We start from the raw sequence: 23,215 nt of genomic DNA, 5'->3' as shown, positions 1-23,215 counted from the left end.
GCATTGTCCGGTCTTTTCGCGATACCGCAACCGGCCCTAATCACTAACCACTTCTGTCTTCACTTCACCGGCAGCAACGTGGTGACCCAGAGCAGCGGCTTTCCGCCGTCGTCGAGCCGCCACTCGCCTTTCAGGCCCGCCCGGTGAAGCAGCTTGTCGACGAGCTTGTAGTACCAGGTTTTGCCGGGAGGAAACGTCGCGATCGCTTTCTGCAGTTCGATGCCTTGCCGGGCCAGCGCGTAATGATCGTAAAGCACCGGGGCTTTGAGCCGTTCGCCAACCACCGTATCCAGCACGTCCGTGAGCGGAATCTCTTCGATCTCGGCGTTCAGGGTCTCAAACAGCTTTGGCATGACATCGCCTGGCTTGCGATCTTGCAGCGGCCAGCCCACCGGCCAGGTCGTTTGCCCGGCGCTCGGTTTGAGCACGGCGTACTTGGGTCCCTTGCCTCCGGCCGGGGCGGGCAACAAGCCCAGACCCTCCGAGCGCAGCACGTAGGCGATGGCCGTCCCGGTGGACAGCCCTTCCAGCTCCTCGCCGATCGGCCCGGCCTGGCCAAGCACGCGGCGCGTTGGCGCGTCGAGCGACAACCTATAGGTCAAACCCGCGGCCAGTTTGTCGAGCAGTTCAACTGGCGGCATTCCTTGGGTGCTGAACGCAACGCGCTTTGTCAGGTCGGCATGAATGGCCGCAAAATCTTTGGTCGCCAGACCAAACGGCAAGTTGCCGGCGCCGCCTCCGGACGAAGTTGGCCCCTCGGTGCGGAGTTTTTTCAGCCATTCGGCCAGCGGACCGCGATCGCGCGGCGAAAAGCGTCCGCCGGGCAACACCAATTCGTTGCCCGAAACGAGCAGGCCGACCACGCGATAAACCGGCGATGCCTTGCTGCCGGCCACTTTCACTTCGGCCTTGTCGCCGCTGCCGGCTTTGCGGATGCGCAACCCGTCGACTCCCAGTTCCGACAGCAGGTTATACCACTGCTGCTGAGCGGTGGCCGGAAACTGGGCCCCCGTCACCAGTTCCAACTCGACGCGCCCTTCCGCCGCCGCTACGACACCGCAACCGGCGAGAGCCAGGGCGAGCACGATTGTGGTCCAGCGGGGAAACATTCGACATCTCCAGAGCACTGTAGGTTAGAGGCGTTGGGCATTGGGCGTTGGGCGTTAGGCGTTGGGCATTGGGCATCAAGTGGAACAGCGCGCCTAAAGCCTAACGCCCAGAGCCTATCGCCTCCCACCTCACGATTATATCACGCCTTCGTCCCCGCGCCCCTGTTCCCTGTCCTCGGATCCCTGTAACCTATACGCACCAGTGCCTCGCCCCTGAACCCTGAACCCTGAACCCTGAACCCTGAACCATGCCTCGCCCCGTTACCTTATTCACCGGCCAGTGGGCCGACCTGAAGCTCGAAGACCTGGCCCGCCAGGCACGCGAGTTCGGCTATCAGGGTCTGGAGCTGGCCTGCTGGGGCGATCACTTCGAAGTCGACAAGGCGCTGGGCGACGAGACCTATTGTGCCGCGCGGCGCGACCTTTTGGAGCGGCACGACCTGCAGCTTCACGCCATCAGCGCGCATCTGGTCGGGCAGGCCGTGCTCGACAACATCGACGAGCGACACAAGGCGATTTTGCCCAAGCACGTCTGGGGCGACGGCAAGCCCGCCGGCGTCAACGCGCGGGCGGCCGAGGAGTTGAAGAACACCGCGCGTGCGGCCCAGAAGTTGGGCGTGGGCGTGGTCAACGGCTTCACCGGTTCCAGCATCTGGCACCTGCTCTATTCGTTTCCGCCGGTGCCGCAAAACATGATCGACCGCGGTTACGAACTGCTGGCCGAGCGGTTCAATCCGGTGCTCGACGTGTTCGGCGAGTGCGGCGTGCGGTTCGCGCTGGAGGTGCATCCGACGGAGATCGCCTTCGACCTGGTGAGCGCCCAGCGAGCGCTCGATGCCCTGGAACGGCGGGAAGAATTCGGATTCAACTTCGATCCCAGTCATTTGCACTGGCAGGGGGTCGATCCGGTGGAGTTTTTGCGGGCGTTTCCCGACCGCATCTATCACGTCCACATCAAGGATGCCGTGGTGACGCTCAACGGGCGGAGCGGCATTCTGGGCAGCCATTTGAATTTCGGCGATCCGCGTCGCGGCTGGGACTTTCGTTCGCCCGGCCGGGGCGGCGTCAACTTCGAAGAGATCGTGCGGGCGCTCAACGCGATCGGTTACGAAGGGCCGCTGTCGGTGGAGTGGGAAGACAGCGGCATGGACCGCGAGGCGGGCGCCAAGGAAGCCTGCGAATTTGTGAAGCGGCTCGACTTCCGTCCCAGCGCGGCGGCCTTCGACGCGGCGTTTGCAAAATAGCCGCCAGCGGTCATACGCCAAGCAGGTGCTCCAGAATGTGCAGGTCCAGCCCCTCATAGTCCCGCTCGCGCCGAAACGCCTCGACCTTGTTCGCGTCCACCGTCCGCGCGAGCTTCAAGAGATGCTGGAACATCCGCAGACTGTTGGCCAGGTGCCGGGTCTCGTCGGCCTGCTTCGTGGTGCGCATGGCTTTGATGTCGAGGCCGACCACGCCGATGTCGTAATAGCCCGCCCGGTCGAGCACCCAGACCTGATTGAAAGCCCGCCGCAAATCGACGGAACCGAACGTCTTGTCCTGGTCGTACTTCAGGCCGTTCTGGTCGTTGAGATGAACGCCCCACAGCTTTCCGTGCCAAAGCGCGTAGGCCATGTCGTCGGAGGGGTCGAGGCCCGCCAGAATGCTATGGGCGCTTTCGATCAACACGCCCACGCGGCTGGGGTCGCTGGCGCGATAGCACAGGCCCATGAAATGACCCACGGTCGGGCAATAGGCCTGGTCCATCGGCTCGTTGGGCTTCATTTCGCCCACGATGCGAATTTTCGGGTCGTAGTCGAGCATGTCGTTCACCGCGTCGACGAGCAGCCCCACGGCCGCCGTGGCGTCTTTCGATTCGCGGATGTATGTTCCTTCGCGGGCCGGCCAGAGCACCATCAGGTCGATGTCGAGCATGTTGGCGATGTCGATGGCCCGCCGCGTGCGATCGCGGGCATAGCGCCGGGCCGCCGCGCTGTTCGACGTGTAGCCGCCGTCGATGGTCCGCGGGTCTTCCCACAGCCGCGGCGCGATGAACTCGCCTTTCAGTCCCTCGCCGCCGAGCAACTGCTTGACCTTGGCCACGCCGCGGGTCGTTTGCGTGGCGTCCCAGTCGGCGGGCACCACGTCGTCGTCGTGCAACTGCACGTAGTCGAAGCCCATCTTCTTGTACTCTCGGATCTTCTTGGCAAAGGCGACGTCCTTGCGGACCGCCGGGCCGAACGGATCGGACCCCATCGAAATGTTCCAGGGGCCGAAACTGAAGCGATACGTGCCAGGCTTTTTGGCCATTTGAAAACGACTCCGTGGGGCGTGACTGATTGGCGTGCAACGAGAGTCCGTAGTGTAAGAACGCCGCTTGCGAGTGGAAAGGGGAGGGGAATGGCAAATTGGCGTTGGCGATGGTTTTTGTTCTGGGTTTGGCAACGAACGTAAGGTGGGGCCAGCGAGCTTGCGAGCGCCCGCCCACCGTAATCGACGTCGCCAGCGGTGGGCCGGCGCTCGCAAGCTCGCTGGCCCCACCTTACGACTTGGCCGACGCCCTCCTGAACCCTGAACCCTGAACCCTACCCGCTCTTCAGCACGAACTCGCGGGCCGCCAACACATAGCGGACCAGGTCGTGCATCTGCGGTGCGTCGGTGAACGGCGAGAGAACGTACGATTTCAAGGCCGCTACGGGAACTCCGTGATCCGAATGCCGATAGCAATCGGTCATCGAAATTGCGATGCCCCGGCCCGCCGTCGCCTCGGCCCACACCCGGCGAAACACCCGCCGGTTGAAATCGTTGATGCCCTCCACCGCAGCCTGAAAACTCGGATCGTGGAACTCGCGCTCGACCACGCGCTTGTCCACATCGGGCGGATAAACGCGAAACAAGGTCACCGGCCCGACGTTTTCACCGTTGAGCACCGCCAGTTCCGGCTGGCCGTCGATCGCTCGCCGCAGCACTTGGGCCATTTCCACCGCGTGGCCCAGCAACACTCGCAGGCCCTCCTTGCCCAGCAAAAGCAGGTTGGCCAGCGCCGACATCGGCCCCGTGCCGCTACGGGTGGTTTCCAGCGTGAATGTGCCCGGATGGTGTTCGCCCGACTGAAACAGATACGGCATGGTCGACCGCGGCCGCCGAATCAGGTCGAGGTCGCTGCGCCGGCGAAACAGGGCCAGCGACGACACATAAGGCACATAGCCCGTCTTGTGAAAGTCGATGCCGATCGAATCGGCAAGCGGCAAACGGCGCACGGCGCCGGCGGCCTTCGACAAAGCAGCCAGCGTGGCGGAATCGAAGCCGAGGGGGTTGCCGGCGAAATCGTAGTCGGCGAACACCGACCAGGCCCAGCCGATCACCGCGTCGGCATGGATGTGCGGCGAATAGTCGAGCGAGAATTCACGCACCAGCTCGTCGCGCAACCTGCCGATCGCGTCCAGATCGTCGATGCCGAACGCATCGGTCGTGCCCAGGGTGGCGACGATCGCGGCGATCCGTCGGCCGTCGCGCAGCACCTGCCGGGCGGCGTCGGCCAGTGCATCGACCAAAATCGCGTTGTCGGCGGCCGTGGGCACGCGAACGACGTGCTGCTGCCCGATGCCCAGCCAACCGGCCACGTTCACCGCCGAGTAGTGGCTTTCATCGGAAGCCAGCACGACGGCCGGCGCGGTGATGCCGGCGTGCGACGAGCCGGGCAACGCCTTTTCCAGGCCGACCTTCACTCCATATAACAGGCAGCCGGTGCCGCCGAAGGTGAAGACTCCGCCCGCCGAGCCAACCTCGTAACCCAGCAGGTCGGCGGTCATGGCAATCACGCGCTCTTCGGCCGCCGACACGCCGCGCGCGCTCTCCTCGCTGCACAGATTCGGATTGAACATGGCCGCCAGCAGCACGCCCAGGATGCCGGCAATCGAAGGCGGCGGCACGACGTTGATCTGGCTCAGCGGGTGGCCCCAAATATGCATGCCTTCCAGGTGCTTGACCAACTCCGGGATGACCTCCTCCAGCGGCCGGCGTTGTGGCTCGAACCGGGCGGCCCGTGCGGACGCGAAGTCGGGCTCGACCGGCAAGCCGAGGACCGGCGTCTGGCCCTTCAGGCGATCGACCTGATCCAGCGCTCGCAGCACCGAGAACGCGACGTAGGCGTCGTGAACCGGATCGGAGACCGGCTGCGGGAACTGCGTTCGCAGCTCAGCGAGGATGTGGCCGTAGTGGGGCATGGGGAGGATTCAGGGTTCAGGAGTCGGGGTTCGTAAGGTGGGGCCAGCGAGCTTGCGAGCGCGACGTGATTTTGGATTTTGGATTTTGGATTTTGGATTGGCAATCGAAAATCCAAAATCCAAAATCCAAAATTGCACATGGGCCTAGTCATCCTCAAAGGGATTACTGGGACCCGGCGGCGGCGCGCGCAGCGCTTCCAGCTCGGCGTCTTCTTCGGCCACGCGCTTCGGCTTGGCGATCCGCACCTGGTGTACCGCGGCCACGATGGCCGGCACGTTCGCCAAGAAAACCAGCGCCGCCGCTATCGGAACAACGATCAGAAGCACCACGACGTCCGCGTCGAAATCCCCGGCTTGGATCACCTCGTTCAGCGAAAAAAACGGGTTGCTGATTTCGATCAGCGAATAACCGCTGCGGATGCTGGGCGTCATCAAGTGGATCGAAACCGGAATGCCGCTGCCGGCCATCACCAACAGCACTTGCAACAACACTGCCAAGGTCAGCGTCACCGGCGTCACGCGCCGCAGCAGGCCGATCACCAGCCGCGCCAGACCCAAGTAAAACACGATATAGGAGAGTTCGAGCAGGCCGAAGGCCATCACGACGCTGCGCGGCACCGAGATTCCGCGCACGCCCGCCCCGCCGCCGCGGAACACGTAATCGCCCGCCAAGAAGGCCCCGCCCACGGCGGTGGCCGCCAGCAGGTTGGCGACGATGAACATAAAGCCGGTCGCCGGGCCGGGATTGAACCAGGTGAAGAACGCGCGGCCCAAAAGGCTCTGCGGAAGCTGGCGCTTGACGCGCAGCGACATCTCGCCCAACTCGCCGTTGATGAGCGCGCCCATGGCCGCCCAATGAATGCCGACAAAAACAAAGTACACGATGCCGATATCCGGACGGGCTTGCTCTTGCAAGAAACCCCAACCGAACCAGCCGATCAGCAGCGCCTGCTGCACGACCATCACCATCCGCAGCGCGGTGGAGCGATTATCGCTGGCAAAGGTAAGCTGGGCGCTGGCGGCGCAATAGAACAGCGCGAAGTAACTGACGTAGGCCGTCAACATGATGGCGTTGACGATCCAGAACTCGCGGTCTTGAAAAGCCGGCGTCCCGGACTGCATCATCAAGGCGAACGCGATCGTCAACGCGTTGAACAGCAAGAACGCCAGACCGAACAAGTACAGCACCGACAGCACGATCTGCCAGTGCTTGTCCTGCGTCAGCGTGGCGACCACCAGTCCGATCACCGATGCCCCCAGCGATGCCAAAAAGAAGCAGCAGATCACGTAGACGATGGTGGGCGCGTCGATGCCTCGCAGCATGTAGGTGAAGGCCAGGCAGGGGGCGACGGCCGACAGATAGACCAGCATCTGCAAGACCGCGCTGCCCAGCTTGCCGCCGACGATCTGCCGCGGCCGCAAGGTGGTGATCGAAAGCATCTCGAACGTGCCGTCTTCGCGCTCCGAGGCCAGCGAGCGAAACGCCCCGAACGGCACCACCACCAACATGGGAACGGCCAGGATCGCGTAGTAGCCAAGAAACATGTCGAAGCCACGGGCAGCGTAGAAGATGCTCGGCCCGATCAGCGAGACGCCGAGGATCGACCAGATCCAGGCCAAGACCAGCACCAACGCGAAGGTGATCACGAATTGCCGGCTCTTGAGCGCTTGCCGCGTTTCTTTGACCAGAATCGGGTTCAAGCGGTCGCCCACCCAAACCAGGGCGCGTTCCAGCCGCTGCCAACCGGTGTCGGCCGGGACCGCGGAAGCGTCGACGTTGAGCTGGGTCAAAGACATCATTGCACGTGTCCTTCGGTGACTTGCATGAAAACTTCTTCCAGCGTCTTGGTCTGGCTGCCGAAGGCGACGACGCGAAAACCGGCCTCGATCATGCCGCGCAGGAGTGCCGCTTCGACCTCGGCGTCGGCCTCGTGCGCGAACAGGGCGGCGTGGCCCTCGGTTCGAATCTGGTCGATGCCTTCGCGCTCGGCCAGCCAGGTTGCCAGGCCGGCGGCGTCATCGAGCAGGCGCACCTGAATCCGCGTGAAATGACGCGTCTGCTGTCCCCGTTGGATCTCGGTTACCGAGCCCACGGCCAGCAAGCGGCCGCGCTCGATGATGCCGACCAGATCGCACATCTCGGCCAGCTCGGTGAGAATGTGCGAGCTGACCAGCACCGTCTTGCCGTGCGCGGCCAGTGCCCGGATCATCTCCCGCAACTGAATCCGGGCACGCGGATCGAGCCCCGCGGCCGGTTCGTCGAGCACCAGCACCGCCGGATCGTGAATCAAGGCGCGACCGAGACACAGCCGCTGCTTCATCCCTTTCGACAGGCCGTCGATCGGCTTGTCGGCCAGCAGGTCGAGCTTGGTGAAGCTCATCACATAGCTCAACGCCCGCGTGCGTTCGCTTCCCCGCAGGCCATAGGCGCGAGCGTAGAAATCGAGATACTCGCGAACATTCACGTTGGAATAGGTGCCGAAATAATCGGGCATGAAGCCCAGTCGCCGCCGCACGCGGTCGGGATCGTTGACCACCGAAAAGCCGTCGACCAGGGCGTCGCCGCAAGTGGGCTGATCGAGCGTCGCCAGAATGCGCATGCTGGTGGTCTTGCCCGCTCCGTTCGGTCCGATATAGCCGAACACCTGACCGCGCTCGACGGAAAAACTCACGTCGAAGACCGCCCGCGTGCGGCCGAAATAGCGGTGCAGGCCGCGCAGTTCAATCATGGGCTGCATAGTTCGCTTTCAGGTTCTGCCCCAGCCACCGCCAATGTCTCATGCTCGGCTGCGTAAAGTACAAGTGAATGACTACCATTTTCCAACCACAATATGGAGACTGTCTTCTTCGCGCACCTGATCGACGCCGAACACGACTTCGGGCGACCGCTCGACGACCGCCAGATAGCTTCTTGGGGCCAACGGAAAACCGGTCGGCTTCGACAAGGAGACGTGTTTGCCCGGCCCTAGCACAGCCTCGCGGAGATTCGCTTCCAACAGGCCGCTGGCGAGCGACGCCCCGAGCAGCGAGTTGTTCGTCGCCGCGTACATAAAGCGCCGCCGGCCTGCGAAAACTTGCGCCGACGGTGCGACAAACCCCTCCGGCACGCTGGGCTGACGGTCTTTGACGAACTCGTAGATGGCCGCTTCTTCGTCGGCCGGACTGGCCGCTTCGAGCTGCCCACGGGCACCGGCCGCAAGATCGACCGCTCGAAAATGCCGGCCCTGTTCGTCGCTCAACAATAAGCGAACGACCCGCGTACCGAGCTGATTCTCGACCTGCGGTCCGGCCTGGCCGCGCGGCGGCAGCAGCCGCAGCCCCGCCTGGCTGGTGCGCGAGCGGACCGTGACAAACTGCATCGGCGTCCGCGAGGCGAGCCAGCCGGAAACGAGGTGCTGCTCGTGCTGCGACCAGGCCAGGCTTTGGCGGCGGGCCATGTCGCTCTCGCCGCTGTCGTTGGCCGTCAGCGGCGACACGACCACGTCGTCGGGAAACGTCAGTCCGCCGGCCGGCGCCAAGCCGGCGTAATACGATAGCCGCGACCAGCAGACCGCCTGGCCCGAACGCTGGTCGATTTGCGTGAAGGTGCGGGCACGCACGCGAATGTCGAGGCCGTCGGCCAGCACCGCATATCCGAACAGGCCGAGCGTGACTGCCATCGCGGCCAGCGGCACAATCACCACCAACAAGTGCAACCGGCCGCGGCGGCGCAGCCAGAAATAGTTGACGGGTCCAATGGCCAACACAAAAACGGTGATCAACACACGAAACTCCGTCACCGGCGCCAGCCCGACGCCGCGGACCAGCCAGTTCCAGAAGTCGGCGTTTTTCCGTTCCCGAGACAAACCGTGGCGCCGATACCAGAGCCAGCGGTCGGGACCGAGCGAGTTCAGCATCCAGGCCCAATTCTGTTGAGGCTCTTTGAACAGGTCGTCGGCGGCAACCGCCACGACCATGCCGGTGCCGAACGGATGCAACAGGAAAGGTGGTTCGGAAGCAAGCGGTGGCGATCCGGCCACCGGCGCGTCGACGACAACGGTTCCAAAGCCGCTGTAAGGGCTGTTCAGCCGATTGCCGAAGTCAGCCGGATTGGGCTTCGTCCATTCGCCCGCCGTGTCATCGCCGCGTGGCAATTGCAGGGCGTCACTGATCTCGTCAATGCGGTCCAGCTTCGCACCGACACCGAACACCAACAGGTTTCCGCCGGCCGCCGCCCAGCGGCGCAGCGCCTGCCACCGCTCCGGCTCAGCGCCCCGCAGCGCCGTCAGGTCGGCGAGCGACAAGCAGACGATATCGAGGCTGCTGAACTCGATCCAGCGTCGCGGCAAATGGTTGTAGGGCACCGTGATCAGCGTAGGCAGGGACGGGGCGACCAGCGTCGTGCCGGCGGGGGTCGTCGTGGCCACCGGTCTGCCGTATCCATAACCCTGCTGTTGCACGAGCTCGTCGGGAAAGATGCCGGCCAGCACCGAGGAATCAGGATCGGCGACCATTGCAATCGTGAACGGGCCGGCCGGTGGCCCCAGGGTCAAGGCGCCGCTGACGATCAGAATATTTGGCAGCCCCTCGGAATGCAGGCCGCTTACGCCTACGGGTGCGTTTTGCGTCAGCTTTGGCTTATGGACGCCGTCGAGCCAAACCTCGACCTCGCACCACTGGAAGGCGAACTCCTGCGGAACCGCAAGGGTGTCGGTCACTTGCGTGCTGCCCGCCGGAATTTCAATGTCCTGGCTTACGAGGATTTGGCGAGGGGGATACGACCGTTCCTGGGCCTTGAACTCGACGTGCAGCGTTTGATCGGCCTTGGGCGGCGCGGCGGGCAGAACGCTGACCTGCACCGGACGGTAGCCGCTGCCGTCGAGCCATTGCGTGGACACCACCAGCGTCAGTCCGTAGGCGGAGCTTTTCGTCATCGTACCGGTCGACGCCGCCTGGCTTCGGGTCGCAACGGCCATCCATAGCGCCGCGACGGCGCCCACGAAGCACCACCGCGAAAAAAAGCATGTGCGACGCCGTGGTGGCTTGTTCATCGGCTTCCTGGCGACGGTCCGCCCGCAAAAGGTGATTGGCCCTGGCCGGCCGCGCGGCGGCCGGGCAAAATCAGCGAAAACAGCCACATTATAAAGAACATCAAGGCGTGAACGATCAGGATGAGCGCCAGGGCCGCCAAAGCAAGCATGATCGCGCGGGCCCACGGTGTGCCACGCACGGCCGCCGCGCCAATCAATGAGACGAATCCGCACACGGCTGTGACGGCCAGGATCGTTCGTAGAGAGAATTGCGGCGCGATCATGCGCTGATTGTGCCATTCTTCGCGGCCACTTTCCAGCAAAATCCCGAAACCGACGCCAGAGGCACACCGATTGCCGCATAGTAGGTCGGCTATTCCAGCGTGGCGCCTTCAGGCGGGAATACCCGATCTACGGTAGAATATAAAGAAGAGCAGACTTTGCGAGAAGTCTGGTGGCGTGCCACGTGAGTTGCTTGAACGAAAGGAAGTGGAACCATGAAGCCAGTCAACCAGAAGCACGAATTGCGGATTCAGCTCGACACCAAGCAGTGCAGGCTTTCGGCCCGCCAGATCAAAAAGATGGAGGATAACCTCGGCACGTTGCGCACGCGGGCACAGGCGTTCCCCATTTCCGACCTTTATGTGACCGTCAGCCGCTTTCCGCGCACGGGCGATTTCCACGTGAAAACGAGCCTGGTGCTGACCGGCCGCACGCTTTTCACCGGCGACCGCGACGTGCTCGTTCATCCCGCTTATCTTCGCTGCGTCCATAAGCTGGTCCACAAGCTCGACGCCTACATCGAGGCCCTCGGCAACAAGGCTTCGATCGCCAAGCACGAGGAAGGGACGCAGTTCGACGTGATTCCCGTCGGCGTGCCCAACCCCGATGTGCTCGAACGGGCGGCGGCCGAGGGCGACTATGCCGCCTTTCGCCGGGCGGTCGACGTTTATGACGAGGCGATGCACCGCCGCGTGAGCCGCTGGATCAACCGCTATCCGGCGTTGGCGGCCCGCCTGGGCGACACGTTGTCGATCGACGACGCGGTGGAGGAGGTCTACCTGAACGCCTACGAACGCTATCAAGACTGGCCCCGTTCGTTGCGTTTCGGCCAATGGCTGGAAGACCTGATCGACCCATCGTTGCGCGCTCTGCTTGAAAACGGCGACGAAGAGTTGACCTCGATCAGCCTGGCCCGCACGCTGCAAGAGATGGACCTGGGATCGTAGCGGTCAATTTCGGAACGCAGTCGTGCATCGGCATCGGTCGACTCCGCGGCAAAGTCTGCCTGCCCACAGCGCATAAAAAACGCTGAAGCGAAACGCACAAAGGAGGTTTGGCGCTCCGGCAAGCCGGATTGAAGCAGCTTGGCTGCCTGCTCTGACGCCCCGGCCTGTGGCCGGTACTTGAGCCAGTGCTGGATCGCTTCAGCGACCCAAGTATATCACGCTGTGCGGCCCGCGGCAAATCTCTCGCCAGGCTCGATCGGGCGCAGGGGCCGGTTTGCTCTGTAGGGAACGGACTCCGTGCCGTTCCGCGCGTACCGAACGACCGTCGATCGGCGGAACGGCACGGAGTCCGTTCCCTACAGATCCTTTCGTTGCCCGCACGGCCGGACCCGCCCCATCAACAGCGGACCTGGGCACCGCCCGCCGCATTCATTAAGTTGGTGGGCAATGCCCGCCCTACGTGATTCCGCCGAAACGTCAACCCATACACAAGCGAGCACAGATCTTCGGCCGGTCACGTTCGCTGCGGCCAGCCTGGCGGTGCTGTGCGCCGTGCTTTGGGGCGGACTGGCCGTGGCGGTGCGTGCCACGCAGGACGGCATTCCACCGTTGGCCACCGCCGGGCTGCGGTTTGCCATCGCCACGGCCCTGCTGGCGCCCACGGCGCTCTGGCAGGGCGCATCACTGGGTGTCGATCGTCGGCAGCTTACGGCGATTCTGCCCGTGGGACTGCTGCTGTTCGTTCAGATCGGCTCGTTCCACTACGGCATGGCTCACACGAATAGCGCCCACGGATCGGTGATGATCGGCTCCTATCCGGTGTTCGTGGCCTTGGTGGCGCACTTCTTGTTGCACGGTGACCGCGTTTCGCCGGGCAAGCTGCTGGGGCTGATGGTAGCCTTCGCAGGGCTGGTGGCGATCGTCGCGGGCGTTCGGCGAGAGACGACCTCGACCGGCGAGTCGGCGACGTTGTTCGGCGATGCGGTCGTGCTCGCCAGCAGCCTATTGATCGGCGTGAACACCGTGATGAGCAAACGGGCTTTGGCCGTGGTCGGCGTCGCCAGTCTCCTATTCTGGAGCAACCTGCTGGCGACGGCCCTCTTTTTTACGACGAGTTTGACCCTGGAGTCCGATTCGGCGTGGCGATTTACGCCGGCGGTTTGCTGGGGACTGGCCTATCAATCGGTCGTCGTGGCGTGGCTCTGCTTCTTGATCTGGACGGCCCTGCTGCGGCGTCACCGGGCCAGCCAGATTGCGGTCTTCGGGTTCGCGCAACCGCTGTGCGGCATGGCTTTCGGCATCTGGCTTCGCGGTGATGCCATGCACGTCAGCCTGGCCGTCGGCGGCGCGGCGGTCGCCGCCGGAATCGTGCTGGTGACGCGAGCGGAATAAAACCAATGCCGAGTAGGACGACGGGCCGAGGAAGCGGTGGCCGACGGCGCGGCACTAGTGCTCCGTCAGTCGTCCATTGAGGGATGGCGCGAAATGCATCGTAGGGTGGGACCAGCGAGCTTGCGAGCGCCGGCCCACCGATGGCTGGTGTCCTCCGTGGTGGGCCGGCGCACGCAAGCTCGCTGGTCCCACCCTACACTCGGCCTGAACCAATCAATCGACGGCTGACAGAGCGCTACAGGGCAACCGGTTCCAGGACCACGCCGGCCGGTTCGTCGGCGACGCAAGTCGGGGCCGCGGACGGCGACCTGACGTAGCCCAGACCACGCAGCACCTCCAGCACCTCGCTGCAGGTGGGAAACATGCGCCCGCTGGTGCGCTTGTAGTGATCGAGCGCGTTCATGAACTCGACCTCTTCGACCGAATACTCGCGCTCGCACGTGGTCGGATCGATCTGGCGACGGCGGCTGACTTTTTCGCGACGTTCGAGCTGGCGGCGTTCGACCGCGACCGGTTGCTCCGCGGAGCGCCGGTCCTGCGTCCGCCGGTCCGATTCTTTTTCTTTGGCCCGCCGGTCCAGATGGACATCTCCCGCCTTTTTCGCTTTGGCCACGCTACCGTCTCCTCTCGTATTCTCGTGCCGCCGGTTACGAACGCCGTAAGATGGGCAATCTGCGCCGAGACAAGCCTAGCATCGGAAGCACGGCCAGGCGAACTTGGGCGAATAGAAAAAAGGGACATGAAAAGCGCGATTTCCGGCCAGGCAAAGCCTTGCGGAAAAGCAGGTTTATATCGGCTCAACGGGAAGCAGCGGCTTTAACGATGGTGCGTGGGGACCGAGTCATAGCGGCCTGATCTTGACGTTCTTCCAGCGGCACTTGGCGCCATTGGGCCAACTCTTGCCGCCGTGGACCTGCACCGCGATGCTTCCCTCCGGCCCCAGCAGGTCGGCCACCTTTTGCCGGTCGTAATTGGCGGCCGTACACGTCTGGCCGTTGAACTCGCTGATCTTCACGCCGTTGATCCAGGCAGCGGCGGCTGACGAGCCGGGCAGCAACAGACAGGCGATCGCGAAAGAAAGCAGAAGCTTCATGGTCTTGATCCAATGATGTTTACTCGATTTCATAGATCGCGCCGCGCGGATCGCGGGGCACGACGCGCTCAGCCTTGCAGTCCACGAGAAGCATGATACGCGGACAGGCTCGAACGAGCAATCCGCTCAGGCGCGGCGGCCGGGGATAGCCGCCTCGGCGTGCGGCTGGGTAGAATGAATCGACTTTGGTTGATGGATGGTATCCCAGCAGGAATCGTCACACGTGAACGTAATCTCTCGCCGCGAACTTCTCTCTCGTGCCGGCTGCGGTTTCGGGCTGATCGGCCTGGCCGGCCTGCTGGCCGAGGAAGGCCTGCTCGGCGCAGCCCGTGCCGGCGATCTCGGCACGCGCTTGCTCAACCCGTTGGCCCCGCAGCCGCCGCACTTCGCGGCCAAGGCCACGCGCGTGATCTGGCTGTTCATCAACGGCGGACCCAGCCACGTCGACACGTGGGACTACAAGCCGGCCCTGGCCCGCTGGGACGGCAAGTCGATCCGCGAGTTCGACCCGGAGTTCAAGAACACCACCGGCTTCTTCAAGAACGCCGTCGGCAACCTGATGAAGTCGCCCTTCGAGTTCACTCCCCGCGGCGAGTGCGGCAAGCCGGTGTCGTCGATCTTTCCCAATCTCGGCCGGCACGCCGACAAGATGGCCTTCATCCATTCGGGCTTCACCGAGTCGAACAACCATTCGCCCGCCCTGTTCGCCATGAACTGCGGCGTGCCGCGGATGGGCCTGCCCTGCGTCGGAAGCTGGGTCAGTTACGGCCTGGGCAGCGAAAGCCGCGACTTGCCCGGCTTCGTGGTGATGAGCGACCCTAAAGGCCGCGGACTGCCAAAGGGCCAGGCCGCGAATTGGAGCGCGGGCTTTCTGCCGGGCGTCTTTCAAGGCACGCACCTGCGGCCCACCGGCGATCCGATCGACAACCTGCATCGCCCGGCCCAGCTCACCGACGCCGCGCAGCGCAACCAGCTCGATCTCGTCAAGCAGCTCAACGAAATCCACCACGAGCATCTGGCGGCCGAGTCGGAACTGACCGCCCGCATCGAGAGCTTCGAGCTGGCGTATCGCATGCAGACGGCGGCGCCCGAAACGCTCGACCTGGCCTTGGAGCCGGAGCACGTTCAGCGGCTTTACGGCATCGGCGAGCCGCAGTGCGACCATTTTGCCCGGCAGTGCCTGATGGCCCGGCGGCTGATCGAGCGGGGAGTGCGGTTCGTGCAGATTTATTCGGGCGGGATGGAGAACCAGCGTTCTTGGGACGGGCACAACGACATCAAGGGCAACCACGAGCAATTTGCCGGCGAGACCGAGAAGCCGATCGCCGGGCTGCTGACCGACCTATCGCAGCGCGGCCTCTTGGACGAGACGCTGGTGATCTGGTGCGGCGAGTTCGGCCGTTTGCCGATCGCCCAGCTTTCGGAGAAGCCCGGCCGCGACCACAACCCGCACTGTTTCACGGCCTGGCTGGCCGGCGGCGGCGTGAAGGGCGGCGTGAGCCACGGCGAGTCGGACGAAGTCGGCTACAAAGCGGCGGTGGACCGCGTTCACCTCAACGACCTGCACGCGACGATTCTGCACCTGCTGGGCATCGACCACACGCGGCTGACCTACAAGTACAACGGCCGGAATTTCCGGCTGACCGACGTGGGCGGCGAGGTGATTCGCGAGATTCTCGCGTAGGTCGACGATGAGATCATCGAGCTATGAAAACCATTGAAATCTCTGAGGCGGCCGCCTCGCTGGTCGAACATGCGCGTGGCGCGGGCAAACAGCCTCTGGTGTTGACCCTCGACGGGCAACCTGTGGCTGCGCTCGTCGGCCTGGACAACCTTGATTTGGAGACTTTGGCGCTGAGCAACAATCCAGAATTCCTTTCCTTGATCGAAAAAGCGAGAAGACGCTACAAGGCCGAAGGCGGCGTTCCGTCAGACGAACTGCGCCGTCGCCTGAAGAAGTCAAGGGATTCTGCTCCCAGGTAGATGACTGATCCGCCGCCGCTATTCCGGCGAACACGCACGGCGAAGTGAGCGACGGCTCTGCACCAATCTCGGTGGGCCGGCGCTCGCAAGCTCGCTGGCCCCACCCTACTCTTTCTTCTCCTGCGCCGGCCTGGGCGTGAGCACGATCGTCACGGGCGTGTCGATGGGCGGAATGCGTTCGGTGAAGGCATTGAACAGAAGCTGCCCGGCTTTGTCGGAGCTTTCGATCGGCAAATCGAGCATGGCGGAAGGGAAGTTCGAGACGCAGATCAGCTCTCCCTGGTTGGCCATGTATGATTCTTTGCCCGTCTGCTCGTCGCGCCAAAAACCGCTGCCGGCGAACACCCAAGGCTGGTCCAGCGCTTTGCCGGTGGTGGAGTCTTGCACCCAGTCCTGCGCCCAGGCGCTGCGGCGTTTGCCCGCATCGTCGGTCCAGTAAAGACTGACGTCGATGATGCTGCCCGTCGCGCCCCTGTACTTGGGCTGAAATTGCACCGGACGGCCCGGCGCGGCATCGACCGCCAACAGCGCCGCATGCACCTTTTCGGCCGCGACCGGAACCGAAAGGACCGATTCGTGCTCCTTGGTTCCTTCAGGGCAGGCGAACATTTCGAGCTGTCCTTGCCGCAGGCAGACTTTGCCGACCATCACGACGCGCTTCTGGGCCTTGTCGATCCAGACCCGCGCCTTGGGATCGAGGGGCACCAGAGCCGGCTGGTCTTCGGCTGTTGCCGATGGGGTTTCGTCAGCCCGTATTGCCGACGACGCCGCGCCGGCCAGTGCGCCGACAACCACGAGCCGTGCCATATGCCGATGCCATGCCTTCGTCCGCATTTCGAGGTCGCTCCGGTTACTGTTCACCTTCAACGCTCAGCATAGCGGGACAACGGGTGTGGGAACAGCCGTTGACGATTTGCAACCGGCCGCGTCGCGGTTTACACTCGGCGCGTCGCCCATCATGCCGCACCTAGGAGAAAAACCATGCGACGCATTTTGCCGCTTGCCGCCACGATTCTGATCGTTCTGTCATCGCACGCCCGCGCCGAGGAAACAAAAATGGTCCGAGTCGGCATCATTGGACTCGACACGTCGCACGTCGTCGCTTTCACCAACCTGCTGAACCGGCCCAACAACGAAGGCGATCTTGCCGGGGTGAAGGTGGTCGCGGCGTTTCCGGGTGGCAGCCCCGACCTGCCCGCCAGCCACGACCGCGTGCAAGGTTTCACCAAGGAGCTGCGAGAGAAACATGGCGTGGAGATCGTCGACTCCATCGAATCGCTGCTGAGCAAGGTTGATGCCGTGCTGTTGGAGAGCGTCGACGGCCGTCCGCACCTGGAGCAGGCGAAGCCCGTATTCGCCGCCAAGAAGCCGCTGTTCATCGACAAGCCGGTGGCCGCATCGCTGGCCGATGCGATCGAGATCTACCGGCTCAGCCAGGCCAGCGGCACACCCTGCTTTTCCAGCTCTTCGTTGCGTTTCAGCCCAGGGATTCAGGCCATGCGCACCAGCGACAAGGTGGGCGACGTGCTGGGATGCGATGCCTACGGCCCCTGTTCGCTGGAACCGCACCACCCCGACTTGTTCTGGTACGGCATTCACGGCGTCGAGGGGCTGTTCACCATCATGGGCACCGGCTGCGTCTCGGTGGCACGCACTCAAACGAAGGACACCGAGCTGGTGACGGGCGTTTGGAGCGACGGCCGCATCGGCACCTTCCGCGGTCTGCGGTCGGGTAAGTCCGACTACGGCGCGCTGGTCTTCGGCAGCAAGGGCATCGCGCCCAGCGGCGGGTACGGCGGCTATGAACCGTTGGTGGTGGAGATCGCCCGGTTCTTCAAGACCGGCAAGCCGCCGGTGTCGGCGGAGGAAACGCTGGAGATTTTCGCCTTCATGGAAGCCGCCGACGAGAGCAAGCGGCAGGGCGGCGCGCCGGTGACGTTGGAAAGCGTGCGGGCAAAAGCGATGCGGGCGCTGAACGCCGGCGCTCGCTAGGTTTATCCCCCACCCCGCTCGACGAACTCGCGCATATCTTCCGGACAACTCTCCCACGCCGCCCGGTAGGTCGATTCGAGCGGCACGCGCACATAGCTGTCCAAGTCGAGATAGGCCGGCATGTAGGGCAACGGATCGCCGATGCCCACCGGTTCGACGTAGGCCACCTTGGGGAAGCTAGCCACGTAGGCGACGAGCGTCAACCGCTTTTCGGGCGGCAAGGCAAAGGGTTCGTCCTGAAACTCGTCCCAGCGTCCACGCCTGGTGAAAATGGTGAAACAGGTTCGCATCGACGCGCTTCCAATCGTGAATCGGCATGCTCGACATCCTCCCTGGAACGGCCCGCTTCCATTATAGCAATAGGCTGCCCTACTTTTCGCCCAGACGCATCAGGGCCAACGCCAGCATCTCGCGCAAACTCGGCTCGGTAAGCAGCTCATGGGCCTCTTCCACAAGCGCCCAGCGGCGGCGGCGAAGGCCCTGCTCCAACCACGTGTCGTGCGCCGTCGCCACCGACATGGCAAACACGGTGACACGCAAGGGAACGTTCCATTTGAAATCGCCGTATTCGCCCAGGGCCGGTTGCAAAATCTCGCCCTCGATGCCGGCCTCTTCCCGCGCCTCTTTGAGCGCCGTGGTGACGTGCGTCTCGCCCGGATCGACGACCCCCTTGGGAAAGATCCAGCGTCCGCGCCCCATCGAGGTAATCAAGCAGACCTCCGTCCCGTGCTCGCACAGGCGCAAGGGGACGGCGCAAGCCTGGTCGATCGGTGAGCGATTGAGGGTCCCGGCAGACAAATCCATAACGCGAATGTAGTTTCGCGTCGGCTGCTCGTCCAGGCAAACGTAGGCAACCGCGCCATAAGGTGGGGCCAGTCCCGGTGCGCCGGGAGTGATCGCCGACCCACCAACGAAGGCGATAGGCGTTGGGCGTTAGGGCGCCCTTAGAAGATCGTGCCTAAAGCCTAACGCCTATCGCCTAATGCCTCGATCACGGTGGGCCAGCGCTCGCAAGCTCGTTTGTCCCACCTTACACCTGCTCGCTCGTCCAGGCTCAGGCGGGCAACTGAACTTCGAGCTGGTTTTCGACCTGCTCGACGCCTTCCAGTCTGAGCAGTGCTTCCTGCGCCATCAGTTTTTGATAATACGAACGCACGACCCCTTTGAGAATAATGTGCCCGTCTTTGGTCTCAAACCGCAGGTTGCGGTGCGGAACGTGAGGGTTGTTTTCCAAAATCGAGTTGACGCGCTCGGCAAGCTGCATGTCGGCCATGATGGTTATGCAAAGAAGACGGAACGAACGAAGAAGCAGTGGCGACACCGTGCGAGCCACGTGCCCGGCCGCCGCCAACCAAAGGTGCAGCGCGCCGCTGCCCCCGACAATCTCTGTCGGCCGAGAACCCTTCGCCGTTAAAGGAAAACGACTGGGCGAAGCCGAGATTCTACAGAACGCTTGCGGCGCGTGACGGTCGTGACGGATCAGCCTTGCAGCCACGGCGGCAGTTCGCCGGCCGCGGGCAGCTCGATCACGCTCACGCTCAGAATATCGGGATGGGCCGAAACCTCGCGCAGGGCTTCGGCCGGCGGCCGGCTGTCGAGGTTCAACACGCCGATGGCGTCGCCGCCCGGCTCCGCCCGGCCGACCGCCATCTGGGCGATGTTCACCCGGTGCAGGCCGAAAATCGTGCCGACTGTGCCGATAATGCCGGGCACATCGCGGTGCGTGAACACCAGCAGGATGCCGTCGAGATAGGCATCGAGCCGATAATCGCCGATCTGCACCAGCCGGGCCATTTGGTGCCCGAAGAAGGTGCCGGCGACTTTATAGGTGCTCGACTGCGTGACCAATTCGGCCGTGACGACCGAGCTGAACGCTCCGCGCTCGCTGGTCGATTGCTCCGACAACTCGATGCCCCGCTCGCGCAGCAGCACTTCGGCATTGACGAAGTTGACCTCGTCTTCCAGCGACCGCTGCAGCAGGCCGGCCGCCACGGTGGCGGTGAGCAGCTTGGTGTCTTTGCCGGCCACCTCGCCGCGGTACGTCAGCCGGCAGGCCTTGGCCGGCGTCCGGTCCAGTTGCGCCAGCAGCAGCCCGAGTCGATACGCCACGTCGAGATCGTCCCGCATGGCGGCCAACTTTTTCGGATCGATCGACACCACGTTGACGGCATGCCGGATGGCGCCGCTGGTGAGAAAATCGACCAGCAAGTGCGCTCCCTCCTCGGCCACCTGCGTTTGCGCTTCTTCGGTGCTGGCGCCCAGGTGGGGCGTGCAGAGCACGTTGGGCATGCCGAACAGCGGGCTGCTGGTACACGGTTCTTGCGTGAACACGTCGAGCGCCACGCCGCCCAGCTTGCCGCCCTTCAACCCCTCGACCAGGGCCGCTTCGTCATAGATGCCGCCACGGGCGCAGTTGATCAGCCGCACGCCGGGCCGCATCAGTTCGATTTCTTTCGCGCTGATTAAATTGCGGGTTTCGGGCGTCAGAGGAGTGTGGACGGTGAGGTAATCGACGTGCGGCAGCATTTCGGGCACGGTGGCGAACATCTCCACGCCCAACTCTCGGGCCCGCTCCTGCGTGACGAACGGGTCGTAGCCGAGCACCCGCATCTCCAGGGCACGGCAGCGGACGGCCACGGCCTGGCCGATGCGGCCCAGGCCGACGATGCCGATGGTCTTGTCGGCAAGCTGGCTGCCCATGTAACGGTTCCGCTCCCAGCGGCCCTCCAGCAGGCTTTGATAAGCGGAGGCGATGTTCCGCGAAAGGGCCATCATCATGGCGATGGTGTGTTCGGCCGTGCTCAGCGTGTTGCCGGTGGGCGTGTTCATCACCACGATGCCCAAGCGGGTGGCGGCGGCCTTGTCGATATTGTCGGTCCCCACGCCTGCCCGAACGATGGCCTTCAACCGCCGGTTGCCCGCCAGGCTGTCGGCCGTGATCTTCACACCGCTGCGCAGGATCGCGCCGTCGAACTCGGCCAGGGCGGAGTGCAGAGCGTCGCCCGACAGGCCGGTGCGGACTTCGTATTCGATGCCGGGCGCGGCCGCGAAGAGTTCGAGACCCTCGCGGGCCAGGATGTCAAGCACAATAACTCGGGGCATATCGAGACTTGGGGGGCGTGGAGCGGGCGGCAAGAGACAGCTAGTGCTCTGTCATTCGTCGATTGATGGATGCAGCGGTAGGGTGGGACCAGCGAGATTGCGAGCGCCGGCCCACCGATACCGGCGTCGTTTTCATGGTGGGCCGGCGCTCGCAAGCTCGCTGGTCCCACCCTACGAAGGTTGGCGCCGTCGATCAAGGGAGGGCTGACAGCGTGCTAGCTGATCTGCCGGCCCAGCCGGACCGCCTCGGCCCGCAGCAACAACTCGATCTCCCAACCCTCGGTGCGAATGCGCAAGTCGAGATAGCTTAAAAACCGGACGATCGCAAAATAGCCGAGCACCAGCCACAGCGCCGCCGGCAGCCAAACGGTACACTGCGGAGTCACGTCGTCGAGTTGGCCCGTCAGCACTTCCGCCAGAAACCACAACGACCGCCAAAACACGAACAGCAGAAGGGTGCCCAGCATGACCGACCCCATCCATCGAGTGAGCAACTCGCCGCGGTTGCGGCCGTGCATGTTGCCGCTGCGGCTCAGGGTGCTGGTGCCGGCCGGCAAACGCTTTCGCCAAGGATTGCGTTCCAGCAAAATAATCTCGCCCAAATAGGGCCACCCCAGAAATGGCACCGGTAGCGTGATGAAGAGCGGTATGAACAGGACACGCGGCGCGAGTTGATAGAGCACCATCTGCGGCAAGGAGGTGACGAAGTCCCTGATTAAGCGGGCGGCGCTGGGCCGCTCGACGAACAGGGCCTGACCCAGGTAAAGCGTGACGGGCGCCGTCGCCAACGGCATCTCCAAGTAAACGAGCAGCGCCATCAAGAACAGATACCAGACGACCTCGGACCCGCTTTCGGTCAGCAAGCCTTGCAGCAACCAATGGTTCAGGAGCGCGGCGGGCACGGCGCCGGCCAAGAGAGCCAGTGCCAGCGGCCCGGCGTGTTGGCGCAATACCGACAAGGCCAGGTCGAGAATGTCGAGAAAGCTCCGCTCGCGAATGGCGATGCGCGTCTTATCGAGTTGCATCGCGGCCGCCTCGCGGATATCCCAAGACCACCAGGTAGATCAAGAGCAGTCCCGCCGACGTGACGGCCACCGATGCCTTGGCGGAGTATGGCAGCGAGGACGGCGAAATATACGCCTCGATAAACGCGGCCAGGCAGAACAAGAGGACGCTCAAAGAGACGCTCGTCACGGCTTCTTTGGCGGCCAACCGCAGCGAGGCCCCGCGGGTCATGCCCTTCGTATCGATCATGGCGAAGCCCAGCCGCATGCCGGCCGCCGCCGCCAGCACGATGGCCGTCAGCTCGAACGGCCCGTGGGCGGTGACGAAGTGAAAGAAATTGGTCCGTTGCGGCAGCGCGGCCATGTGCCCGAACACGGCGCCGAGGACCGCCGCGTTGGCCACGGTGATGAACAGCCCTCCCACGCCCAGCAGCAGCCCGGCCGCAAAACATTGCAGGCCGATGCCGGCGTTGTGGCGGACGTAAAACCCCGCCATGAAAGAGCTGGTGTCGCCTTCGCGACCTTCGGCCGGCTTGTCGTACATGGCTTCCATGTGCCGCACCATTTGTTTGCCGATCACCTGTTCGGCGAAGTCGGGCGACTGGTAGGCGCTCGTCGCCGCCGCCAGAAAAGTGCCCCAGAACAGCACGAAGGCCAGCCGCACCGACCGGTCGCGGAACAGTCGTTGCGGGACTGCCGCCAACAACTCGTGCGTCCAAGAGTCGAACTCGAAGGCGCGGCTCGGATAAAGCTGATTATGCGCCCGGCCGACCAATTGGTGCAGGTAGTGGACGGTGTTGGGGGGGAGTTGATAGGAGTCGGCCAGGGCCAGGTCGGCGCAGACCGCGCGGTAGAGCGAGCCGAACCGTTCGATGGTCGCGGGTCCCAGGTTTTTCACGCGCCGATGTTCCAGCAGGTTGCAGTGCTTTTCCAGTTCCCGCCAGTTGTCGCGGCGCGATTGCAGGAAGTCGGCTACTTTCATGGAGGGATGAGGGATGAGGGATGAGGGATGAGGGATGAGGGATGAGGGATGAGGGATGAGGGATGAGGGATGAGGGATGAGGGATGAGGGATGAGGGATGAGGGATGAGGGATGA

Annotated in this window: 22 protein-coding genes; 6 read left to right on the top strand and 16 right to left on the bottom strand. The window is 63.8% G+C overall.

Annotated elements, in window-relative coordinates:
• Nucleotides 1-59: 59 nt before the first annotated feature.
• Entirely contained in the window at nt 60-1,109 is a 1,050-nt protein-coding gene (locus VNH11_19025) for a hypothetical protein (GenBank protein ID HVA48465.1), read from the bottom strand.
• A 248-nt stretch (nt 1,110-1,357) separates the two neighbouring features.
• Between VNH11_19025 and VNH11_19020 the strand changes: the two genes are divergently transcribed.
• A complete protein-coding gene (locus VNH11_19020; protein ID HVA48464.1) occupies nt 1,358-2,353 on the top strand; it encodes a sugar phosphate isomerase/epimerase family protein in 996 nt (331 codons plus the stop codon).
• Between the two features lie 10 nt (nt 2,354-2,363).
• Here the strand turns inward: VNH11_19020 and VNH11_19015 are convergent, their stop codons facing one another.
• The 6 genes from VNH11_19015 to VNH11_18990 all read right to left on the bottom strand — a co-directional run bounded on the left by VNH11_19015 (nt 2,364) and on the right by VNH11_18990 (nt 10,607).
• On the bottom strand, nt 2,364-3,398 hold the full coding sequence (locus tag VNH11_19015; GenBank protein ID HVA48463.1) for a TIM barrel protein: 1,035 nt from the start codon (nt 3,396-3,398) through the stop codon (nt 2,364-2,366).
• Nucleotides 3,399-3,673: 275 nt separating this feature from the next.
• Nucleotides 3,674-5,314, bottom strand: coding sequence for a pyridoxal-dependent decarboxylase (locus VNH11_19010; protein ID HVA48462.1), 1,641 nt, complete (start codon nt 5,312-5,314; stop codon nt 3,674-3,676).
• A 144-nt stretch (nt 5,315-5,458) separates the two neighbouring features.
• Complete coding sequence (locus VNH11_19005; GenBank protein ID HVA48461.1) at nt 5,459-7,114, bottom strand: hypothetical protein; 1,656 nt, start codon at nt 7,112-7,114, stop codon at nt 5,459-5,461.
• Entirely contained in the window at nt 7,111-8,043 is a 933-nt protein-coding gene (locus VNH11_19000; protein HVA48460.1) for an ABC transporter ATP-binding protein, read from the bottom strand. Before VNH11_19000 ends, VNH11_19005 begins: the two co-directional genes overlap by 4 nt.
• Nucleotides 8,044-8,124: 81 nt before the next feature.
• Entirely contained in the window at nt 8,125-10,227 is a 2,103-nt protein-coding gene (locus tag VNH11_18995; protein HVA48459.1) for a hypothetical protein, read from the bottom strand.
• A gap of 113 nt (nt 10,228-10,340) precedes the next feature.
• The gene (locus VNH11_18990; protein ID HVA48458.1) at nt 10,341-10,607 is read right to left on the bottom strand and encodes a hypothetical protein; all 267 of its coding nucleotides are present in this window, start codon (nt 10,605-10,607) and stop codon (nt 10,341-10,343) included.
• A gap of 213 nt (nt 10,608-10,820) precedes the next feature.
• Between VNH11_18990 and VNH11_18985 the strand changes: the two genes are divergently transcribed.
• Together VNH11_18985 and VNH11_18980 are read left to right on the top strand one after the other, a co-directional pair.
• Nucleotides 10,821-11,552, top strand: a complete 732-nt coding sequence (locus tag VNH11_18985) for a hypothetical protein (protein ID HVA48457.1) — start codon at nt 10,821-10,823, stop codon at nt 11,550-11,552.
• Between the two features lie 447 nt (nt 11,553-11,999).
• Nucleotides 12,000-12,944, top strand: coding sequence for a DMT family transporter (locus VNH11_18980; GenBank protein HVA48456.1), 945 nt, complete (start codon nt 12,000-12,002; stop codon nt 12,942-12,944).
• Between the two features lie 235 nt (nt 12,945-13,179).
• On the opposite strand, the gene VNH11_18975 is transcribed toward VNH11_18980, so the two are convergent.
• Both VNH11_18975 and VNH11_18970 read right to left on the bottom strand, forming a co-directional pair.
• On the bottom strand, nt 13,180-13,557 hold the full coding sequence (locus VNH11_18975) for a hypothetical protein (protein HVA48455.1): 378 nt from the start codon (nt 13,555-13,557) through the stop codon (nt 13,180-13,182).
• A gap of 228 nt (nt 13,558-13,785) precedes the next feature.
• Nucleotides 13,786-14,037: a hypothetical protein gene (locus VNH11_18970; GenBank protein ID HVA48454.1), complete on the bottom strand. Its 252-nt coding sequence runs from the start codon at nt 14,035-14,037 to the stop codon at nt 13,786-13,788.
• A gap of 223 nt (nt 14,038-14,260) precedes the next feature.
• On the opposite strand from VNH11_18970, the gene VNH11_18965 reads away from it, so the two are divergent.
• Both VNH11_18965 and VNH11_18960 read left to right on the top strand, forming a co-directional pair.
• Nucleotides 14,261-15,721, top strand: coding sequence for a DUF1501 domain-containing protein (locus VNH11_18965; GenBank protein HVA48453.1), 1,461 nt, complete (start codon nt 14,261-14,263; stop codon nt 15,719-15,721).
• Nucleotides 15,722-15,744: 23 nt separating this feature from the next.
• Entirely contained in the window at nt 15,745-16,020 is a 276-nt protein-coding gene (locus VNH11_18960) for a hypothetical protein (GenBank protein ID HVA48452.1), read from the top strand.
• A 105-nt stretch (nt 16,021-16,125) separates the two neighbouring features.
• Here VNH11_18960 and VNH11_18955 read toward each other — a convergent pair whose 3' ends face one another.
• On the bottom strand, nt 16,126-16,827 hold the full coding sequence (locus VNH11_18955; protein ID HVA48451.1) for a YdjY domain-containing protein: 702 nt from the start codon (nt 16,825-16,827) through the stop codon (nt 16,126-16,128).
• A gap of 174 nt (nt 16,828-17,001) precedes the next feature.
• Here VNH11_18955 and VNH11_18950 point away from each other — a divergent pair, with 174 nt between their 5' ends.
• A complete protein-coding gene (locus VNH11_18950) occupies nt 17,002-18,012 on the top strand; it encodes a Gfo/Idh/MocA family oxidoreductase (protein ID HVA48450.1) in 1,011 nt (336 codons plus the stop codon).
• 2 nt (nt 18,013-18,014) lie between these two features.
• On the opposite strand, the gene VNH11_18945 is transcribed toward VNH11_18950, so the two are convergent.
• From VNH11_18945 to VNH11_18920, 6 genes are all read right to left on the bottom strand, one after another.
• Nucleotides 18,015-18,302: a hypothetical protein gene (locus tag VNH11_18945; protein ID HVA48449.1), complete on the bottom strand. Its 288-nt coding sequence runs from the start codon at nt 18,300-18,302 to the stop codon at nt 18,015-18,017.
• Between the two features lie 79 nt (nt 18,303-18,381).
• Nucleotides 18,382-18,816: an NUDIX hydrolase gene (locus VNH11_18940; protein HVA48448.1), complete on the bottom strand. Its 435-nt coding sequence runs from the start codon at nt 18,814-18,816 to the stop codon at nt 18,382-18,384.
• Nucleotides 18,817-19,066: 250 nt separating this feature from the next.
• Nucleotides 19,067-19,285 (bottom strand): BON domain-containing protein, encoded by a 219-nt coding sequence (locus tag VNH11_18935; GenBank protein ID HVA48447.1) that lies wholly within the window; start codon nt 19,283-19,285, stop codon nt 19,067-19,069.
• A gap of 206 nt (nt 19,286-19,491) precedes the next feature.
• Nucleotides 19,492-21,114 carry a phosphoglycerate dehydrogenase gene (gene serA / locus VNH11_18930; GenBank protein HVA48446.1) on the bottom strand — a complete coding sequence of 541 codons (1,623 nt, stop codon included), beginning with the start codon at nt 21,112-21,114 and terminating at the stop codon, nt 19,492-19,494.
• Between the two features lie 215 nt (nt 21,115-21,329).
• Nucleotides 21,330-22,139 (bottom strand): hypothetical protein, encoded by an 810-nt coding sequence (locus VNH11_18925; GenBank protein ID HVA48445.1) that lies wholly within the window; start codon nt 22,137-22,139, stop codon nt 21,330-21,332.
• Nucleotides 22,126-23,100: a stage II sporulation protein M gene (locus tag VNH11_18920; protein ID HVA48444.1), complete on the bottom strand. Its 975-nt coding sequence runs from the start codon at nt 23,098-23,100 to the stop codon at nt 22,126-22,128. The genes VNH11_18925 and VNH11_18920 overlap by 14 nt, the downstream gene beginning before the upstream one ends.
• Nucleotides 23,101-23,215: the final 115 nt, after the last annotated feature.

This window comes from Pirellulales bacterium (genome assembly GCA_035533075.1).
Lineage (GTDB): Bacteria > Planctomycetota > Planctomycetia > Pirellulales > JAICIG01 > DASSFG01.
The sequence above is the reverse complement of the archived record's forward strand: the minus strand, read 5'-3'. Positions and strand labels throughout refer to the sequence as shown.